The organism is Burkholderia sp. CpTa8-5 (assembly GCF_017815045.1).
Classification (GTDB): domain Bacteria; phylum Pseudomonadota; class Gammaproteobacteria; order Burkholderiales; family Burkholderiaceae; genus Burkholderia; species Burkholderia sola.
This window is the reverse complement of the sequence record NZ_JAGIQD010000018.1, coordinates 24,754-44,523: the sequence shown is the minus strand read 5'-3', so window position 1 is coordinate 44,523 and position 19,770 is coordinate 24,754. Positions and strand designations below refer to the sequence as shown.

The 19,770-nt window shown below is 69.8% G+C and carries 10 protein-coding genes and 1 pseudogene; 5 read left to right on the top strand and 6 right to left on the bottom strand.

Going from position 1 to position 19,770, the window contains the following annotated elements; all coding sequences use genetic code 11:
• The first annotated feature begins 99 nt into the window (after positions 1 to 99).
• Entirely contained in the window at positions 100 to 1,380 is a 1,281-nt protein-coding gene (locus J8I35_RS24200) for an EAL domain-containing protein (protein ID WP_050015104.1), read from the top strand.
• Positions 1,381 to 1,435: 55 nt separating this feature from the next.
• Here the strand turns inward: J8I35_RS24200 and arfB are convergent, their stop codons facing one another.
• Genes arfB through recC form a run of 4 tightly spaced genes read right to left on the bottom strand, consistent with a single transcriptional unit; the run spans position 1,436 to position 11,203 of the window.
• Complete coding sequence (gene arfB / locus J8I35_RS24195; protein WP_050015102.1) at positions 1,436 to 1,840, bottom strand: alternative ribosome rescue aminoacyl-tRNA hydrolase ArfB; 405 nt, start codon at positions 1,838 to 1,840, stop codon at positions 1,436 to 1,438.
• Positions 1,837 to 4,164 carry an AAA family ATPase gene (locus J8I35_RS24190; protein WP_209927354.1) on the bottom strand — a complete coding sequence of 776 codons (2,328 nt, stop codon included), beginning with the start codon at positions 4,162 to 4,164 and terminating at the stop codon, positions 1,837 to 1,839. The genes arfB and J8I35_RS24190 overlap by 4 nt, the downstream gene beginning before the upstream one ends.
• A complete protein-coding gene (gene recB / locus J8I35_RS24185; RefSeq protein WP_209927351.1) occupies positions 4,161 to 7,868 on the bottom strand; it encodes an exodeoxyribonuclease V subunit beta in 3,708 nt (1,235 codons plus the stop codon). Before recB ends, J8I35_RS24190 begins: the two co-directional genes overlap by 4 nt.
• Positions 7,865 to 11,203 carry an exodeoxyribonuclease V subunit gamma gene (gene recC, locus J8I35_RS24180; protein WP_209927349.1) on the bottom strand — a complete coding sequence of 1,113 codons (3,339 nt, stop codon included), beginning with the start codon at positions 11,201 to 11,203 and terminating at the stop codon, positions 7,865 to 7,867. The genes recB and recC overlap by 4 nt, the downstream gene beginning before the upstream one ends.
• A gap of 181 nt (positions 11,204 to 11,384) precedes the next feature.
• On the opposite strand from recC, the gene J8I35_RS24175 reads away from it, so the two are divergent.
• Positions 11,385 to 13,676 (top strand): FUSC family membrane protein, encoded by a 2,292-nt coding sequence (locus J8I35_RS24175; protein WP_050015094.1) that lies wholly within the window; start codon positions 11,385 to 11,387, stop codon positions 13,674 to 13,676.
• Positions 13,677 to 13,974: 298 nt separating this feature from the next.
• Here J8I35_RS24175 and J8I35_RS24170 read toward each other — a convergent pair.
• Positions 13,975 to 15,028 (bottom strand): annotated as a pseudogene (locus tag J8I35_RS24170) (transposase).
• 92 nt (positions 15,029 to 15,120) lie between these two features.
• Between J8I35_RS24170 and J8I35_RS24165 the strand changes: the two are divergent.
• A complete protein-coding gene (locus tag J8I35_RS24165) occupies positions 15,121 to 16,488 on the top strand; it encodes an amino acid permease (RefSeq protein ID WP_124680228.1) in 1,368 nt (455 codons plus the stop codon).
• A gap of 146 nt (positions 16,489 to 16,634) precedes the next feature.
• On the opposite strand, the gene J8I35_RS24160 is transcribed toward J8I35_RS24165, so the two are convergent.
• Positions 16,635 to 16,796: a hypothetical protein gene (locus J8I35_RS24160; protein WP_006476417.1), complete on the bottom strand. Its 162-nt coding sequence runs from the start codon at positions 16,794 to 16,796 to the stop codon at positions 16,635 to 16,637.
• Positions 16,797 to 17,039: 243 nt separating this feature from the next.
• Here J8I35_RS24160 and J8I35_RS24155 point away from each other — a divergent pair, with 243 nt between their 5' ends.
• Together J8I35_RS24155 and J8I35_RS24150 are read left to right on the top strand one after the other, a co-directional pair.
• The gene (locus J8I35_RS24155) at positions 17,040 to 18,083 is read left to right on the top strand and encodes a Fe(3+) ABC transporter substrate-binding protein (RefSeq protein ID WP_209927347.1); all 1,044 of its coding nucleotides are present in this window, start codon (positions 17,040 to 17,042) and stop codon (positions 18,081 to 18,083) included.
• A gap of 52 nt (positions 18,084 to 18,135) precedes the next feature.
• A complete protein-coding gene (locus tag J8I35_RS24150) occupies positions 18,136 to 19,770 on the top strand; it encodes an iron ABC transporter permease (RefSeq protein WP_348522280.1) in 1,635 nt (544 codons plus the stop codon).

Genomic DNA, 19,770 nt, shown 5'->3' with positions numbered 1-19,770 from the left:
TTTCGATGCCCCACGTTCTTTCGCGTCCGCCTGCGCATGCGGCTGCATCGGCGTGGCGGGGCGTCGGCGCCCCGCCGCCCGCTTCCGGGCACCGTTGACATGAAGCCCGCTCGCGACCTGTCGCTCGACGCCCTGCTCGAACGCCTCACGCCGACACCCCACGGCTGGCTCGCCACCTATCGCACCACGACACTGCGCAGCGTGTTCCAGCCCGTGCTGTCGATCACGCACAAGCGCGTCGTCGGCTACGAGGCGCTGCTGCGCGTCGTCGACGCGAACGGTGCGCTGGTGTCGCCCACCGCCCTGTTCGACAAGACGCGCGGCGACGCCGACGCGCTGCTGCTCGACCGGCTCGCGCGCTGCCTGCACACTGCCAACTTCGTCACGCAAGGCATCGGCGACGGCTGGCTGTTCCTGAACGTGACGCCGCGCGTGCTCGACACGGGCCTCGTGCAGCGCGAGTTCGTCGAGGCGCTGTGCCGGCATTTCGCACTGCCGCCGAACCGCATCGTGCTGGAAGTGATCGAACAGCCGGCGCGCGACGAAGCCGCGCTCGCCCGCACGATCGACATGATCCAGCATCGCGATTTCCTGATCGCGATCGACGATTTCGGCACCGGCTTCTCGAACTTCGACCGCGTGTGGCGGGCGCGGCCCGACATCGTGAAGCTCGACCGCTCGCTCGTCGAGCGTTCGACCGGCTCGGCCGACGATCGCCGCATCATGCATCACCTCGTGTCGATGCTGCACCAGGCCGGTGCGATGGTGCTGGCCGAAGGCGTCGAAAGCGACGACGCGCTGCAGGCGCTGATGGAAGCCGACATCGATTTCGTGCAGGGTTTCCAGTTCGGCCAGCCCGACGCATCGATCGCGCACGCGAGCGCGGCGGCGCCCGCGATGCTCGACGCCGCATGGCGCCGCTTCATCGCCCGCCGGCACACGCCGGTGGCCGCCGAGCAGCCGGGCTTCGACGCGATCGAACGGCTCGTGCTCAGTGGCGCGGCCGCGTTTTCGGCGAGCGGCAACCTGCAGGACGCCGCGCAACGCGTGTTCGCGGTGCCGGCCGCGCGTCGCGTGTTCGTGACGGACGAGACCGGCGAACAGTTCCTGCCGTCGATCGGCGCACCGCCCGACGACAGCCAGGCAAGCGTCACCCGTCTCGCCCCGCTATTCCCGGAGACCCACAGCAACTGGTCGCGGCGCCCGTATTTCCAGCGCGCGATCGCCGCCCCCGGCCGCGTCGCGCTGATGGGCCCGCACTTCTCGCTGACGGAAGGCCGCGACTGCTATACGGCCGCCGTCGCGATCCGCGCGCAGAGCCGGCTCGTCGTGTTCTGCGTCGACTTCGTGCTCGACAGCGCCGGAACCGTGATGCGGTAGCCGGCGCGCACGGCGGACATTCGCTCGCCTGCGACAAGCACCGACCCTTCGTTCGTCAGTCGACCACCTTCCCGCGCCCCGACTTCACCACGCTGCGGCGCGACTTGTGCTCGAGCCGCCGCTCCTTCGACGCGCGCGTCGGCCGCGTCGCGACCCGGGCGCGCGGCGTGTACGCGACGCTGCCGATCAGCGCATCGAGACGAGCGAGCGCGGCCTCGCGATTCTTCTCCTGCGTCCGATATTCCTGCGACTTGATCACGACGATGCCGTCGCGCGTGATGCGCTGGTCGGACAGCGCGAGCAGCCGCTCCTTGAGGACCGGCGGCAGCGACGACGCGCGGATGTCGAAGCGCAGATGAATCGCGCTCGACACCTTGTTGACGTTCTGCCCGCCCGCGCCCTGCGCGCGCACGGCCGTCCATTCGACGTCGGCCGGATCGAGCGTGTAACGGATCATCATCGCGAAGCCTCCATGCGGCGCCGCGCGAGCGCCTCGTCGACGCGGGCAGCGAGCCCCGAATCGCGCTGCGTGCGCGTCGCGACCGCCTGCGCCAGCACGCGCCGCGGCCCGATCACCTGCACGCGCGTGCGCGCGCGCGTGACGGCCGTATAAACGAGCTCGCGCGTCAGCACCCGGCCGAACGACGCGGGCAGCACGAGCGCCGCTTCGTCGAATTCCGAGCCCTGCGACTTGTGCACCGTCAGCGCGAACGCCGTTTCGTGCGGCGGCAGCGCAGCCGGCGACACCGCGCGCGCGGAGCCGTCCGCGCGCCGGAACCACACGCGCAGCACGCCGTGCGCGTCGGGCAGCGCAATGCCGATGTCGCCGTTGAACAGCCCCAGCGCATAGTCGTTGCGCGTGACCATGATCGGCCGCCCGGTGAACCAGTGCGCGCCGACCGCGAGCGGCACGCGCGCCGCATGCCGCACGTGCGCGGCCACCAGCGCATTGACGTGTTCCGCGCCGCGCGAACCGCTGCGGGTCGCGCACAGGATCCGGAACCGGTTGAGCGCGTCGAACAGCGGCAGCGGATCGGGCGCCGGCGCGGCCAGCGCGTCGCGCAACGCGTCGAGGTAGGCGCCGAAGCGCCGTGCGAGCCGCTCGACCGTCGATGACGCCAGCGTGTCGCCCGCATCGTCGTGAAACGATGCGGCTGCCGATTCGTCGGCGGGCAGCGCATCGAGCGCCGCCTGCACGTCGCCGCGGCGGATCGCGAGCGACAGCCGCCCGATCGGCGAATCGAGCCCGAAGCGGTAATTGCGTTCGAGCCACACGACGCAGTCCGCGAGCGGCGCCGACGCCGGCGCGGGCGTGCCGGCGGACGCGGCAGCGGCTTCGCCGGTCAATGGCGATGCAGCCGCCGTCGCCACTGCCGATGCAAGTGCCGCGTCGTCTGCGTCGAACGGCGGTAGCTCGACGGCGTCGAGCCATGCGAGGTCGTTGGCCTCGATCCAGGCCGGCGCATTGCCGTCTGGTGCGCCGGCATCGGCCGGTGCCGACTCGGTGGGCTGTGGCGGCGCGATGTCGGCCGTCGACGACACTTCGTCATCCTGCGGTTCGTCGTCGAAGAGCGACGCCTGTCGCGCATCGACTTTCGACGACCGAGGCGCCGATCTGCGTGAAACGGGAGCAGACGCCGATGGCGACGCCGGAGCACGTGCGGAAGCAGGAACCGGATGCGCGGCCGAAATTGCCGCCGCCGGCGCAGCTTCGTCCGGCATCGGCAACGCCGCGACGAACGCCGCCTCGTCGATACCCAGCGCCTGCGCGATGCGCGTGCGCGCCGCGGCGGTGAACGCCGGCCGCGCGCTCAGCTCCGCGAACACGGCGCCGGCCTCGACCGCGGCCAGTTGATCCTTGTCGCCCAGCAACACGAGCCGCGCGCCCGGCGCGAGCGCGTCGAGCAGATGCGCGGCGAGCGCGACGTCGATCATCGACGCTTCGTCGACGACGATCAGATCGTACGGCAGAGGATTGTCGCGATGATGCCGGAAACCGGCCGCCCCGCCGCCGCCCAGCAGCCGATGCAGCGTGTACGACGTGTCGGGCAAGCGCGCCGCGAGCTCGGGCGGCAGATCGCCGGCGCGCGCGTGCAGCGCCTCCTGCATCCGCTGCGCGGCCTTGCCGGTCGGTGCGGCCAGCGCGATGCGCAGCCCCGGATGGGCGTCGAGCAGACAGGCCAGCACGCCGACGACGGTCGTCGTCTTGCCCGTGCCCGGCCCGCCGCTGACGATCGTCACGCGGCCCGTCAGCGCGACGATCGCCGCCACGCGCTGCCAGTCGACTTCGCCCGTAGCCGGCCCGAAGTAACGGGCGAGACTGTCGCGCAAGCGGTCGGGCGACAGGCCTTCGTCCGGCGCGGCGACACCGGCCTGCGCGACGAGCGCATCGGCGAGCCGCCGTTCGTAATCGAAATAGCGCGACAGGTACAGGTGATCGAGCCGATCGACGATCAGCGGCCGCTCGTCGCCGCGCGCGAGCGTGCCGAACGCGACCACGCCGCTCGCGGCGAGCGCGGCGCGCACTTCGTCGAGCGGTGCTTCGTAGCGCTGCGCGAGCGCGCCAAGCGCGACGCACACGTGGCCGCCGGCGGTCGCGCGGCTCGTCGCGAACGCGGCGCGCGCCGCCCAGCGCGCCGACGCGGACGGCGCACCGGCTCGCCGCGCGAGGTCGCCGATGCGGCGCGCAAAGCCCTCCGCGAGCGCGATGCCGAAATCGGCCGGCTCGGGCAGCCGCGCGACGAGGCCGCCGGTGAATTCGAGCATGTCGTCGGACGCGGTCATGCGCGGCCCCCTTCCATCATCCGGTCGAGTGCGTCGACGAGCGCGCGGGCGGGCCGCCGCGCATGCACGCCGGCCGGCTCGCCGCCGCTGCGCCAGCCGGGCCGCACGCCGCGCACGAACAGGTACAGGTAGCCCGCGATGTGCGTGTCGTAGTCGTAATCGGGCAGCCGGCCGCGCAGGTAACGATGCAGCGCGACCGTATAGAGCAGCGCCTGAAGGTGATACGCGTGATCGGCCATCGCGACGTCGAGCGCGCGCGGGCCATAGGCATCCGGCGTCGTGCCGAGGTGGTTCGACTTCCAGTCGACGATCCAGAAACGGCCGTCGTGTTCGACGATCATGTCGATGAAACCCTTGATGAAACCGGCGAGCGTACCCGCCTCCAGTGCAACGTCCGGATAGCCGTGCGCGACCAGCAGCCGGCGCAGCGCCAGCAGGTCGAGCGACGGCGCCGGGAACAGGAAGCCCATTTCGTCGATCCGCTTCGCCGGATCGAGATCGACGAGCCGCATACCCGGCACGAGCTCGGTGTGCACGACGTCGTCGACCAACTGCACCATCATCGCCGGCAGGCGCGTCGCAAGCGCCGGCCCGGCCTCCACCGGCCGGTCGTGCAGTGCGCCGAGCGCGGCCTTGTGCCACGTTTCGGGCGCCGTGAACCGGCTGAGCTCGAACAGGCGGTGCAGGCATTCGCCGGCCGCCGCGCCGCGCGGGAACGCGAGGATGTCGTCGTCCGGCGGGTCGGCCGCGACCATATCGGCCAGCATCGGTTCGCCGTCCGGCGTCACCGCGGCCAGCGCATCGTGATCGGGCCGCAGTTCGTCGTCGGGCACGGCCGCGACGCCCGCCTCCTCGCGCGCCATCGACGCGGTCAGCGAGCTGAAGCTCGCCATTCGCCACGCATCGCGCAGCACGCGCGTCGCATGACGCGCCGCGAGCGTCTGCGACGCGTCGTGCCCGGCCGCGAGACGCTCGCGGCGCGCAGGCACGGGCAACGGCGCGACGCTCACGGGGCCGCCCGCAAGCGCGCGCCACGCCGCATCGAGCGCGGCTTCGTCGGGCGGGTCGTCGAGCCACGCATCGAACGCAAGGCCGGCGCCCGCGACGAGCCAGTTGAGCACGCTACGCCGCGCTTCGCGCGTCGAGCGCGACGACAGGTAGGGCCCGGCCACGACATAGCAGCGATACACCGCACGCGTGAGCGCCACGTAGACGAGCCGCGCGCGCTCCGCGGCCTGCTCGCGCAACGCCTGCCGCGCCGCGTTCGCGGCCGCTTCGTCGTCGCATCCGTAATGCAGCACCGCATCGCCCGCGTCGTCGTGATACTCGCGCGCATCGGGCAGCGCGGACGACGGGGGCTCGCGCAGGCCGCCGTCGTTCAGGAACGGACAGAACACGACCGCGTATTCGAGCCCCTTCGACTTGTGCACCGTGACGATCTGCACGAGGTTGCGATCGGATTCGAGCCGCAGTTGCGCTTCCTCGCCGCCGCCGTCGAGCCGTTGCGCGGCGAGCCAGCGCAGCGTCGGCGCGATGCCCGGCTGCGCGGACGCACGCGCCTGCGTCAACTCGGCCAGATGGTTGATGTCGGTCACGCGGCGCTCGCCGTCCGCACCGGCCATCAGCCGCTCGGCGATCCGCAGCTCGCGCGTGAACGTGCGCCACATCACCGCGAAGCCGCGTTCGCGCCACAGCAGCCGATACCGCGAGAAGCGTTCGACCCAACTCATCGCGTCGGCGCCGTCGGCCGCCGATGCACCGGGTGGCGCATCGCCGTCGCCTTGCTCCATGCGCCACAGCGCGCCGGCATCGAGCCCGAACCAGTCGGACGCGAGCGCCGCGCGCAGGCGCCGCAGGTCGCCCGGTGCATCGATCGCCGCCAGCACGCGTTCGAGCTGCTCGGCGTCGCCGGTCGAGAACACCGACGCCTGCGCCAGCTCGACGCTCCCGATGCCCCACGTCGCGAGCACGCGCTTCACGAGACTGCCCTGCCGGTGCGTCTGCACGAGCACCGCGATGTCGCCCGGCGACAATGGCGTGTCGCCCAGCCGCACGCGCCCGTCCCGCGCGCCGCGCATCAGCCGCGCGATCTCGGCCGCGCAAGCCTGGGCAGCCTGCGCTTGCGCATCGCGCTTGAGCAGCGTGCCCTCGCCGCCCGGCAGCGCCCATACGCGGAAATCGCCGGCCGGACCCGGATCGGTTTCGTCGACGAACGGCGCACGCACGCGCGTGCCGGCGCGCACCGCGTAATAGTCGAGCCCGTCGAGCACGAACGCGCGCGGATTCGACATGAAGAAACGGTTGCATGCGTCGACGATCGCGGGCGTCGAGCGCTGGTTCACCGCGAGCGTGTAGCACGCGCTCGCCCGCGCGCGCGCGGCGAGATAGGTATGCAGATCGGCCGCGCGGAAACTGTAGATCGCCTGTTTCGGATCGCCGACGAGGAACAGCGGGCCACCCGGCGCGAAGATCCGGTCGAAGATCGCGAACTGCAACGGATCGGTATCCTGAAACTCGTCGATCAACGCGGCCGGATAGCGTGCGCGCAGCGTCTCGGCGAGCCACGGATGCGCGTGCAGCGCGTGATACAGGTTCGCGAGCAGATCGTCGAACGACACGACGCGCCGCGTGCGCTTGCGCTCGGCCAGCTCGCCCGGCGCCATGTCGAGCCATTCGGCGATCAGCGCGAGCCAGCGCGCGCGCTGCGCGGCCTCGGCGGCGGCCACCGCCGCTTCGAGCGCGTCGGCCACGTCGAAGAACGCGTGGGCGGGTGTCGCGCCGCCTTTTTTCGTCGCTTTGGTCAGCGCGGTTTGCGTGAGCTTCAACGCGGCTTTCGGCAGCGCGGCCGTCGCGTCGCCCTGCTCGAAATGCACGGCCCACGCGGCGAGCGCATCGGCGACCGCATCGGGCTTGTGCGAGCGCTGATTGAGCGCCGGCTGCGCGGCACGCAGCAACGCATCGATCGCGTCGCGCTCGGCCGCCCACATCCGCGCCGCCTCGGCGAAGCATTCGGCCGCCGCCGCTTCCGCCGATTCGTCCGGCTCGGTCACGCCGTCCCAGCGCAGCGCGGCGAGCGGCTTCTTCAGCCGGCGTGCGAGCTGCGCATCGAGCGCGGCCGGGCCGGCGCCCGATTCGACGAGCCAGGTCGCGAAGCCCGGCCAGCGCGCGGCCGCCGGTTCGACGCGCGTGCGCCAGAAATCCGCCGCGAGTTCGAAGCGCAGCGACGCATCGTCGGCCTCCATGTCGAACGCGAACGGCATCGCCGCCGCGAACGGCGCTTCCTGCAGCGCGCGCTGGCAAAACGCGTGGATCGTATGGATCGCGGCCTGGTCGAACGCGCGCAGCGCACGGCGAATCCGCTTCACGGCCGTCTCGGCGTCGAGCGCGCCGCCTTCGCCGAGCGTGGTCTCCAGCAGGCGCGCGATGAACGGATCGCCGCCGTCGTCGCCCGTGTCGAGCGCATGCGCAAGCTGTGCGAGCCGGCTGCGAATCCGCTCGTGCAGCTCGGCCGTCGCCGCTTTCGTGAAGGTCACGACGAGGATTTCGTCCGCGCCGAGATCCTTTTCGAGCAGCAGGCGCACGTACAGCGCGCAGATGTTCCAGGTCTTGCCGGTGCCGGCCGACGCCTCGATCTGGTTGACGCCGTCGAGCGGGCACGCGAACACGTCGAGTTCGAGCGCCAGCTGCTGCGACACGGCACTCATGCGACCTCCTTCAGATGCTCGACGAGCGGTTCGAACACGAGCCGCGCGAGCGTGCCGAACGGCTCGTCGAGCGACGGATGCGCACCGCGCCACGCGATCGCGATGGCCGGATCGTCGGCTTCGCTCACGACCCGTTCGTTGATCCACACGCTCGCGGCCTTGGCCTCGCCGTCGGATACCCTCGCCCACGCACTGCGCGGGAAAAACCGCAGCGGCATGCGTCGACCCGCGCGAAACAGCGCGGCCAGCGGCGCGAGCCGGTCGAGCGGCGCCGCCACCGGCGTCAGCTCGAACGCGCCGCCGCTGCCGAACCACAGCGTGCGGCGCGGGCCGCCGGGCTCGATCGCGCAGTAGACGAGATGTGCGAGCCACGCGGACAGGTAGTCGCGCGCGCTCGGCCGCGCATAGCGATAGATGACCTGCCCGGCCGGTGTCAGCCGGTTCAGCGTGCCGTGCAATTCGAATGGCGCGCGCACCGCATCGGCCGCCAGCATCGCGTCGTCGGCGCCGAACAGCGCCTGCTCGGTGTCGGGCCACTTCGGCACGACGATGAGCGAGAACGGCCGTCGCTCGATGCCGTCGGCCAGCGCACGGCGCACGTTCGACGCAAGCTGCGTCATCGAACCGAGTGCCTGGTCGCGCCACACCGCGCCCGTCGCGCCGCCGGGCAACTCCGGGCTCGCGTCCGCAATGCGCAGCGCGTGATCGTGCACGCCGCCGTCGCCTGCTTCGATCAGCAGCGGCAGCACGCGCTCGGCCAGCGCGTCGCTGCCGGCAAAGTCGAGCGCGAACGGCTCGGTATCGAGCAGTTCGGCCTGCGCGTCGGCCAGCACGATGCCGAGCCGGCCGCGCAGCAACGCACGCGCCGGATGCCGCCAGAAACGTTCGAATTCGCCGAACGCGACGGGCTCGACCGGCTCGGCCGGCAGCGGCTGCGCGAAGAAAGCTTGCTCGCGCGGCCCGTCGCGCGACGCTTCGGCAGCCAGCAGCGACGCGAGCGTCGCCCGCTCGGCGTCGTACGAAACGAGGTCGCTGCCCGGCTGGAAATACGCGGCCGCGAACGGCTGCAGCGGATGCTCGACGATGAACGCGCGGCGCGCGGCGTCGACCGCGTCCGGTGCGGCGCCGGGCCCGGCCGTGACGTCCGCCAGATGATCGAGCAGTTCGTCGACGAGCGCCGCGGGCGGCAACGGCGCATTGTCGCGAATGCTGCGGCCCGTATAGGCGATCAGCAACCGGTCGCGTGCGGCCAGCAGCAAATCGAGAAACAGATTGCGCTCGTCGTCGCGCCGCTGCCGGTCGCCCAGCTTCGGCAGCACGGCCATCAGGTCGAATTCGTCCGCGCGCGCGAGGCTCGGCAGCACGCCGTCGTCCATCCCGAGCAGGCAGACGACGCGATACGGCAGCCCGCGCAGGCTCGTCAGCGACGAGAACGTGACGCCGCCCCACGGCACGCCGCCGCGGGCCGGATCGTCGAGCGCCGCCGCGAGCCCCGCGCGGACGACGGCCGCCGGCAACGCCTCGTCGGGCGCGCCCTCCGTCATCGCGGCCAGCATCGCGTCGAGCGCGTCGCGCACACCGGCCAGCGCGTCGGCATACGCAGCGCCCGAATCGAAGAAGCGCGCGAGCGTGTCGCCAAACAGTTCGCTCCAGCCGCGCGGCGTGTGCGATTCCGCGAGCCGCCGCGCGAAGCCGTCGAGATCGTCGGTGAAGCGCGCGAGCCGGCCGAGCAGTTCGGCCTCGCTGCCGGTGGCCGCCTCGATCGGCAGCCATGCACCGATCGGCGCCGCGCCTTCGGGCATCGCATAGCCGAGAAAGAGCCGCGCGAGCGCATCGGAGAACGTATGGCGCGGCGCGGGCACGGCCGCGTCGTCGCTCGCGAGCGGCGACAGCCCGCGCCGCGCGCCGGCGGCCGCGAGCCAGGTCTGCACCGTTTCGAGCGCGGCCGCGTCGATGTCGTAGCGCGCGGCCACCGCATCCACGCGCAGCCATTCGACCAGCTCCGGCGCGCCGACCTGCCGCTCCGGCAACGCAAGCCAGTCGAGCAGCACGCGCGCGACCGGGTTCGCCTGCGACGGCGGCAGGCCGGTGATCCGGTAAGGCACCCGCGCGCCGCCGGCGCCGGCCGTGCCGAACACCGCGTCGATCAGCGGCCCGGCCGCGGCGAGATCGGCCACCGCGACGAGCACGTCGGACGGCTGCAGGCTCGCATCGGCGTCGAACCACGCGAGCAGCCGGTCGTGCAGCACCTCGAGCTGGCGCGCGAGGCTGTGGCACACGTGCACCTCGATTCCGCGCTCGACCGGCGTGTCGCCGATTTCGGCTTCCGGCTGCAGCTCGAGGATCGCGTTCTGCACGCGCGCGAGCCAGGTGGACGCGGGATTTTCGACGAAACGCGACGCATCGCCCGACGCGGCGCTTTCGGTCAGCTCATGCAGCATGTGCAATTGCGCCTGCGTCTGCCTGCCCCATTCGGCGAGCAGCGGATGGCCGACTTCCTGGTAGTCGCGCCGCCCGGCCGCATCGAGCGCCTCGGCGTGCGCGGCGGTCACGATGTCGAACCAGAATTCGCGGCACGGGTTCAGCGCGTAGACACGCACGTCGATCCAGCGCGACAGTTCGCGCAGCAGCGCGACGTGCAGCGGCGGCATCGTCGGCAGCGCGAACACGCTGACCGATTCGGGCCAGTCGGCGCGTGCGACCGCCTCGGCATCGAGATGGCGCGCCTCGACGAGGAAACGGTGCGCCGGCGGCGTACCGCTGTCGCTCAGCTCGGCCAGCAGCGCACGCCACAGCGCGGCCTGCCAGCGTTCGTCGTCGCGCGCGGCGTCGCTGATCCCGCGCGGCGCGCCGTCGCCCGCGAGCACCGATTCGCCGGCCTGCCACGCGGCCAGCCATTCGGGGCGATAGGTCAGGTAGTGATCGAGCACGGCCGCGACGCGATGGGCCAGTTCGTAGCGCATCGCGTCGTCGGAGGCCGACAGATACGCGGCCAGCCGCGGCGACGCGAGCCACGGCGCGTCGCCTGCCGGCTGTGCGAACAGCCGGTAGCAGCGCCACACGAGCCGGTCGGGCGCGAACGGCGAACGCGCGGGCACCGTCAGCACGCGGCCGATCTGCGCCCACAGCCACTGCGCGAGATAAGTGAACTCGACGTTCGCGCACACGCCATTGCGCGCGGCGATGTCGAGCTCGAGACGGCGGCGCAGCGCCGCGCTCGGCACGATGACCTGTTGCGGCGCCCACGGACCATTGCGGGCCGGGAACGCGGCCAGATCCTCGAGCAGCGCGTCGGCCAGCGTTTCGTGACGGTTCGAATAGAAAAGATGGAGCATGAAGCGGGCGTCGGAACCTCGCACCGGCGGGGCCGGGCGAACAGGATCACCAAGGATAGCAAATGGGCCGCCGCCGCGAACCTCGGCCGGAAAGCCAGCTTTTACGAGACGCGAAATACGATAGACTCGTCGCCAGTCAATACGCCGCCCCGGGCGTCTTCGTCTGTCATTCAGCTCATCGATGCGCTATTCGGTCGAAATCAGAAAGTTTTTCTACAGCCAGTACTTTTTCGGCGGCCTGCGGATCGCGGTCGGCGTGTCGCTGCCGGCCGTGTTGTGCCTGATCGTGTTTCACAACCGGGAGCTCGGCTTCACGATCTCGACGGGCGCGCTCGGCGCGTGCGTCGTCGACATGCCGGGCCCGCTCAAGTACAAGCACAACGAAATGCTCGCGTGCAGCGTGATCGGCTTCCTCGCCGCGCTCGCCACCGGCCTCGCGACCCCGAACATCTTCGCGCTGTGGCTCACGATCGTGCCGCTCACGTTCGTGCTGTCGCTGATCGTCGTCTACGGCAACCGCTGGCCGCAGATCAGCTTCGCGACGCTGTTCATGATGGTGATGACGCTCGAGGAGAAATTCACGCCGCTGCAGGCGTTCGTCAACGCCGGCTGGATTCTCGCGGGCGGCCTCTGGTACACGTACTGGGCCACGCTCGTGTCGCAATGGCAGGCGCGTCGGATCGAGCAGCAGGCGCTGGCCGAAAGCCTGTTCGCCTGTGCCGACTACCTGCTCGCGCGCGCGCAGTTCTACGATCTCGACGCCGATCTCGACGAGTGCTACCGCAATCTCGTCGCGAAGCAGATCACCGCGGTCGAAACGCAGGAAACCGCGCGCGACATCGTGCTGCGCAACCTGCCGAAACTGCGGCGCGGCAAGCTCGATCCCGGCCGCACGACGATGTACAACCTGTTCATCAACAGCGTCGACCTGCACGAGCTGTTCGTCGGCGCGCACACCGATTATCCGCTCGTGCGCAACACGTTCGGCGGAACGGACCTGATCATTTTCTATCGCGACCTGATCCGCAAGGCCGCCGCCGATCTCGAGGAGGTCGGCCTCGCGGTGCTCGAAAACCGCGCGCCGCATTCGCACATCAGCGTGAAGGCCGAGCTGCGCGCGATCGAGTACGAGATCGAGCTGATGCGCAAGAAGAACTTCGCGGCCACCAACCCGGAAGCGTATGCGGCCGTGCTCGCGACGTTCCGGCGCATCTGGAGCGCGACGCGCCTGATCGACCGGATGCGCCGCAACCTGTCGGGCCGTGCCGATCCGCAGCAAACCGAACTGAAGATCGACAAGGCGCTCACGCGCTTCCTGCAGCGCCGCCGCATGTCGCCGCTGCTGATCTTCTCGAACCTGAACATGCGCTCGCCGAGCTTTCGCCATGCGCTGCGCGTGACGATCGCCGTCGCGGTCGGCTTCTGGATCGGCCGGCTGCTGCCGCTCACGAACGCGTACTGGATCGTGATGACCACCATCATCATCCTGAAGCCCGGCTACTCGCTGACCAAGCAGCGCAACGCGGCGCGTATCGTCGGCACGCTGATCGGCTGCGCGGCGAGCGTCGCGCTGATCTACACGGTCAAGGATACGCACCTGCTGATCGCGATCATGTTCGGGTCGATGGTGATGAGCTACAGCCTGCTGCTGTTCAACTATGCGGCGAGCGTCGTGTTCACGTCGTCATACGTGCTGCTGATGTTCCACCTGCTCGCGCCGGGCAGCATGCGGATCATCGGCGAGCGCGCGATCGACACGGTGGTCGGCTGCATGATCGCGATCGCGGCGAGCCGGCTGTTCCCGTACTGGGAATACCGGCTGATGGGCAAGCTCGTCACCGACATGCTGACGTCCACCCGCAAGTATTTCGAGGCTGTATGGCGCGCCGGGCGCGGCATGTCGCCGCCGCCGGTGCCGACCGCCGACGGCGCTGCCGTCGTCGCGGGCGTCGCGGCCGCGATCGAGTCGCCGACGGCCAGCCTCGAGGACGACTACCGCTACCGCCTCGCCCGCAAGGACGTGCACATCGCGTTCGCGAATCTCGGGCAGGCGTTCCAGCGGATGATGATCGAGCCGAAGGCGCACCAGCGCTTCGTGCCCGAACTGAACGACCTGCTCGTGCAGACGCACGTGCTCGGCGCGCAGATCACGGCCGCCGCGCCGCTGATCCGCAGCGCATGCGCGGCCGATGGCGGCCTCGTTCACGACGACGCGCTGCAGCGCGGCCTCGCCGCCGTGCTCGACAATCTCGAGAAGGCCGAGGCCGGCGAGCCGCCGCCCGCCGACCAGCTCGAAGCGTCGAAGCAGATCACGCGCGATCTCGATGCGATGGTCGTGTCCGCGGAAAAATCCGATGCGGTCGGCGCCGAGCTCACGCACGACCTGAAGGTGCTCGCGCACCAGTGCAAGCAGATGCTCGCGTCGTCGCTGCTGATCCGCAAGGATGCGAGCGTGATCCGCCTGCCTGCCTGACCTCCGTATGTCCACGCCGGCAGGCCGGCCCGCGCACGCCGCGGATCGGCCTGCCGGCACGCCTCGATTCAACGATCCCCGAAGAAGCATGCCCCACGCGGCCCGCGGCGCGCGACCGCCCCACGCCCCGTTCCGCTCGCCGCACCAGTCAGGGAATACCCGATTCCGGTCACCGGCTCCGGCTTGTTATCATTCGTTCACATTCAAGTTGTATAGACAACTTGACGCATTCGAACCGGCGTCGCTCGCCAGGTTCGTCGCATAACGATATCGGAGACTCCTTGACGCCCTCTCCCGCCTAAAGGCGGAAGATTCCCACACCTGGCGATGCACGTCCGCATCGGAGAATGTTCAGCGCAGCGTTGGTATCTCGATCATGCTCGACACCACAGTCACTGCAGGCCCACTCTCTTATTCGCAGTCCCGCGATACCTTTCTGCCGCGTCGTGCTGTCTTTCGACCCGCACGCCAAACAGGACTGGGTGGAACCGCTTTCGTCGACTTCCTCGAACGTGGCCCCGTGCGCGATCGCTTTGTAGCGGAGCTTGTTTCGGAAGGACGACCAGGATGCGTCGTAGACGCTCTTCGCCATCCTGGTTCTGGCGAGTTTGACAGCCGACACGTTGCCGACCGCGATGTAATCGAAGCGCCACACCAGCTCGAGCGCGAGCTTGTGCTGGAAATCGGCTCGGGCATTCGCGATCTTGGCGTGCAGCTTCGCGATATGTCGCTTGTGCTTTCGCGCCCGTTGCGCTTTCGCCAGCTTTTCCGCCGCTCGTCGACCGAATTGGTCATTGGGCAGTTTCTCGCCGGTCGAAAGTGTGGCGAAGTCTTTCAGGCCGAGATCGATGCCCACACCGGAACGGACCGGGCGGACCTGCACATCGGGCATCTCGATCACGATGTTGAGAAACCAATTGCCGCGCGCATCCTGCGCAAAAGTTGGTTCCATCCTTAATCTTCCCTTCGGGAAGCGGTCGACTGTTGAACACCCGAAAAGTATTTCCGGCAAAGCGAAACGCGCCGCCCTCGCGCTTCAGGTCACGCCCCTTCAGCGGCACCCAGCCCAGCGATTTCCTGCCGCGATAGCGCAGGTAGGGCCGACGGCGCTGGCTGCGCGACTTCGCGTATTGCTCGCACGTCGCGTTGACCGTACCGGAGTGAATACCGAGTTCCTTGCTGCTCCCCGTCGTCAGCACGTTCAGATCGAATCCCGTCGGCCACTTCTTGCCCCACTTGAGCGCGTGCTTCTGCGTGTCATTGCAGAAGTTCCAGACGTAGTTCACCGCACGGCTCTGCTTGTTGAGCAGTCCGTTGAGCGACTTCATGCGGTAGCGGTAGACAAGGATCATGCCGGTGATCCTAACCCGTGGAAGAAGCTACCTGTCAACAGTACCCCTTTCCTTCCCGCCATCAATGGCGGAGTTTCGCGGAGCAAATTCTGATGAAAAACTTGCAGCGCCACCTGAGCGCGCGGCACATCCGCTTTCTCGCGCTGGGCTCGGCGATCGGCACGGGCCTGTTCTACGGTTCGGCGTCCGCGATCCAGCTCGCGGGCCCGGCCGTGATCCTCGCGTACATCCTGGGCGGCGCGGCCGTCTACATGGTGATGCGCGCGCTCGGCGAGATGGCCGTGCGCGAACCCGTCGCCGGCTCGTTCGGCCACTACGCGACCGAGAACCTCGGCCCGTTCGCGGGCTTTGTCACCGGCTGGACCTACACGCTCGAAATGGTGATCGTCGCGATCGCCGACATCACCGCATTCGGCATCTACATGGGTTTCTGGTTTCCGGACGTGCCGCAATGGATCTGGGTGCTCGGCGTCGTCGCGGTCATCTGCGGGCTGAACCTGTGCCACGTGAAGGTGTTCGGCGAGCTCGAATTCTGGCTGTCGATCATCAAGGTCGGCGCGATCGTCGCGATGATCGGCGGCGGCGTCGCGATCCTGCTGACCGGCATGCACTTCGGCCATTCGGCCGACGCGCCGACCTTTGCCAACCTGTGGAACCATGGCGGCTTCTTCCCGAACGGCGTCGGCGGGCTGATCGCGTCGCTGTCGGTCGTGATCTTCGCGTACGGCGGGATCGAGGTGATCGGGATGAGCGCCGGCGAGGCGAAGGACCCGGAACGCGTGATTCCGCGCGCGATCAACGCGGTGCCCGCGCGGATCCTGCTGTTCTACGTGCTGACGATGGTCGTGCTGATGTCGATCAGCCCGTGGACCGGCGTCGGCAGCGACGGCAGCCCGTTCGTGCAGATCTTCTCGGCGCTCGGCGTGAAGTCGGCCGCGACGATCCTGAATCTCGTCGTGATCAGCGCGGCGATCTCGGCGATCAACAGCGACATCTTCGGCGCGGGCCGGATGATGTTCGGGATGGCGCGGCAAGGCCAGGCGCCGCGCGTGCTGACGACGACGTCGCGCCACGGCGTGCCGTGGGTCACGGTGCTCGTGATGGCCGGCGCGCTGCTGGTCGGCGTGCTGCTCAACTACCTGATGCCGAAGGACGTCTTCCTGGTGGTCGCCGCGATCGCGACGTTCGCGACCGTGTGGGTCTGGCTGATGATCCTGCTGTCGCAGGTGGCGATGCGTCGCCGGCTGTCGAACGCCGAAGTCGCCGCGCTGAAGTTCAAGGTGCCGCTGTGGCCCGTCGCGCCGGCGCTGACGATCGCCTTCATGGGCTTCGTGATCGTGATGCTCGGCTGGTTCGACGATACGCGCGTCGCGCTCTACGTGGGCGCGGCGTGGCTCGCGCTGCTCGCGGCCGTGTTCTACGCACGGATCCGCCCGAAATTCGCCGCTGCGTCACGTTGACGCACGGCTGAGCTGCCGATGCGGCGCGCCGGTTCCGGCGCGTCTTCTGCCGTCCCGGTTCCGCGCGGCGCCCGTCGCGCCGGCAACCGCGGATCGACTCCGTTCACATGCCCCGCACGCGACCCGCCGGGCCGCGCACCGGCGCGTCAGTGCGACGCCGCGCTCGCGGCCTCGGCCGGATGGGCCTCGTCGTACGCGTGCTTCTGCGAAATCGCGTTGTACAGGATCGTCCCGATCACGAGCAGCACGGCCACGACGATCAGGATGCTCACGTTGCGGACAGGGTTCTTCTTGCGCTGATCGTTCATGGTCGGTGCCGCTCCGTCAAATTCGTCGAAGCGGGCATTCTACGCGCTTGGCGCCGCGCTGCGCCGCCCCGTTCGCCGGTCCCCGCCGCCGGCCGCTCTCCGGCTTTCCGCAAGCTTTCGTTTGTTAATCATTCCCATTTCGATTTAGAATCCAGCGTCTTTCATTTTGTAATGTTTCGGGTCGCGCGGGCGGCAGGCGCGCCGCGGAACGCTCCCTCGTCCACCTGCCGCACCGGAGTCTCCATGTCGAATCCGCGCACCCGCCTGCTGCCGCTCGCCGGCGCCCTCGCCCTGACCGCGGCCGCCTTCGCGCCGCTTGCCCACGCGGCCGAGGAAGTGAGCCTGTACACCACCCGCGAGCCGAAGCTGATCCAGCCGCTCATCGACGCGTTCACGAAGCAGAGCGGCCTCAAGGTCAACACGGTGTTCGTGAAGGACGGCCTGCTCGAGCGCGTGAAGGCGGAAGGCGCGCAGTCGCCGGCCGACGTGCTGATGACGGTCGACGTCGGCAACCTGCTCGACCTCGTCGACGGCGGCGTCACGCAACCGGTGCGCTCGAAGGCGCTCGACGACGCGATTCCCGCGAACCTGCGCGGCGCGAACGGCGACTGGTACGCGCTGTCGCTGCGCGACCGCGTGCTGTACGTCGAAAAGGACCTGAAGGTCGATGCGTTCCGCTACGAGGATCTCGCCGATCCGAAATGGAAGGGCAAGGTCTGCATCCGCTCGGGCCAGCATCCGTACAACACCGCGCTCGTCGCGGCGATGATCGCGCACGACGGCGAGGCCGCGACCGAGACATGGCTGCGCGGCGTGAAGGCCAACCTCGCGCGCAAGGCGACCGGCGGCGACCGCGACGTCGCGCGCGACATCCTCGGCGGCATCTGCGACGTCGGCCTCGCGAACGCTTACTACGTCGGCCATATGAAGAATGCGGAAGCCGGCAGCGATGCGCGCAAATGGGGCGACGCGATCAAGGTCGTGCGCCCGACGTTCGCGAACGCGAAAAGCGGCGGCACGCACGTGAACATCAGCGGCGCGACGGTGGCGAAGCACGCGCCGCACAAGGCCAATGCGGTGAAGCTGCTCGAATACCTGGTGTCGCCGGAGGCGCAGGCGCTGTATGCGCAGGCGAACTACGAATATCCGGTGCGCGCGAACGTGAAGCTCGACCCGGTGATCGCGAGCTTCGGTACGCTGAAGGTCGACCCGCTGCCGCTCGCGGATATCGCGAAGCATCGCAAGCAGGCGAGCCAGCTCGTCGACAAGGTCGGCTTTGACAACTGACGCATCGCCTGCTGCCCGCGCCTGTCGCGAGCCGCGCGGTCCGCGACCGCGCGTGCGACCGCGCGCGGGCAGCCTGTGGCTGCTCGCGGCGCTGACGATCGCCGCGGCGGTCGCGGCGCCGCTCGCGGTGCTCGTGGCCGCCGCGTTCGACGCCGATCTCGCGCACTGGCGCCATCTCGCCGAATTCGTGCTGCCGCAGGCGCTCGTCAATACGCTGCTGCTGCTCGCCGGGGTCGGCACCATCGTGTCGATCGTCGGCACCGGCTGCGCATGGCTCGTCACCGCGTACGATTTTCCCGGCCGCCGGATCCTGACCTGGGCGCTGCTGCTGCCGCTCGCGGTCCCCACCTACATCGTCGCGTTCGCGTATCTCGACCTGCTGCATCCGATCGGCCCGGTACAAGGCGCGATCCGCTGGCTGCTCGGCTTCGACAGCCCGCGCCAGTTCCGCCTGCCCGACCTGCGCTCGCTGCCCGGCGCGATCTTCGTGCTCGGCTTCGTACTGTATCCGTACGTCTATCTGAGCACGCGCGCGATGTTCGTCACCCAATCCGCAAGCCTGCTCGAAGCCGCGCGCACGCTCGGCGCCGGCCGCGTCGCGACGTTCTGGCGCGTCGTCGTGCCGCTCGCCCGGCCGGCAATCGCGGTCGGCGTGAGCCTCGCGCTGCTCGAAACGCTGAACGATATCGGCGCGTCGGAGTTCCTCGGCGTGCAGACGCTGACCGTGTCCGTCTATACGACGTGGATCACGCGCTCCGATCTCGCCGGCGCCGCGCAGATCGCACTCGCGATGCTCGCGATCGTCGTCGGCATGATCGCGCTCGAACGTTACGGGCGCCGCCGCCAGCGCTACGCGCACGGCCGGCGCATGCGTCCGATCGCGCCGCGCCGCCTGACCGGCCCGGCCGCGCTGGGCGCCGCGGTGCTCGGCTGGCTGCCCGTCCTGCTCGGTTTCGGCGCGCCGGCCGCATACCTCGCGGTCGAAACGGCCAAGCGGCTGCACGTCGTCGGCGGCGTGTCCGCGCAACTGATGACGGGGCTCGCGAACACGCTGACGATCGCGACCGCCGCTACCGCCGCGACGCTCGCGTGCGGGCTCGTCGTCGCGTGGGCCGCGCGCGCGCAACGCGACAGCGCCCGCGCGGGCCCTGCCCGCCTGTGCGCGCGGATCGCGAGCCTCGGCTACGCGGTGCCGGGCACCGTGCTCGCGATCGGCCTGCTGATGCCGTTCGCGGCGGCCGACCGGCTGTTCGGCGCGGCGCTCGGCCGCGACGGGCTGCTGCTGATGGGCTCGGCCACCGCGCTCGCGATCGCCTATACGGTGCGCTTTCTCGCGATCCCGGCCGGCGGCATCGAGGCCGGCCTCGCGCGCATTCCGCCGTCGCTCGAACAGGCCGCGCGCTCGCTCGGCGAGACGGCCGGCGGCACGCTGCGCCGCGTCCACCTGCCGCTGTTGCGGCCCGCGCTCACGACGAGCGCGCTGCTGGTGTTCGTCGACGCGATGAAGGAATTGCCGGCCACGCTGCTGCTGCGCCCGCTGAACTTCGACACGCTCGCGACCTGGCTGTATGCGGAAGCCGCGCGCGGCACCTATGAAGATGGCGCGGTCGCCGCGCTCGCGATCGTGGTGGCCGGGCTCGTGCCCGTGATCCTGCTCGCCCGCACCCGCCACAAGATCGGAGCCTGA

What these genes read in the sequence shown, in the direction of transcription:
- J8I35_RS24200 (WP_050015104.1), top strand. Translation starts at nt 100, where the DNA reads ATGAAGCCCGCTCGCGACCTGTCGCTCGACGCCCTGCTCGAACGCCTC.
- arfB (WP_050015102.1), bottom strand. Translation starts at nt 1,840, where the DNA reads ATGATGATCCGTTACACGCTCGATCCGGCCGACGTCGAATGGACGGCC.
- J8I35_RS24190 (WP_209927354.1), bottom strand. Translation starts at nt 4,164, where the DNA reads ATGACCGCGTCCGACGACATGCTCGAATTCACCGGCGGCCTCGTCGCG.
- recB (WP_209927351.1), bottom strand. Translation starts at nt 7,868, where the DNA reads ATGAGTGCCGTGTCGCAGCAGCTGGCGCTCGAACTCGACGTGTTCGCG.
- recC (WP_209927349.1), bottom strand. Translation starts at nt 11,203, where the DNA reads ATGCTCCATCTTTTCTATTCGAACCGTCACGAAACGCTGGCCGACGCG.
- J8I35_RS24175 (WP_050015094.1), top strand. Translation starts at nt 11,385, where the DNA reads ATGCGCTATTCGGTCGAAATCAGAAAGTTTTTCTACAGCCAGTACTTT.
- J8I35_RS24165 (WP_124680228.1), top strand. Translation starts at nt 15,121, where the DNA reads ATGAAAAACTTGCAGCGCCACCTGAGCGCGCGGCACATCCGCTTTCTC.
- J8I35_RS24160 (WP_006476417.1), bottom strand. Translation starts at nt 16,796, where the DNA reads ATGAACGATCAGCGCAAGAAGAACCCTGTCCGCAACGTGAGCATCCTG.
- J8I35_RS24155 (WP_209927347.1), top strand. Translation starts at nt 17,040, where the DNA reads ATGTCGAATCCGCGCACCCGCCTGCTGCCGCTCGCCGGCGCCCTCGCC.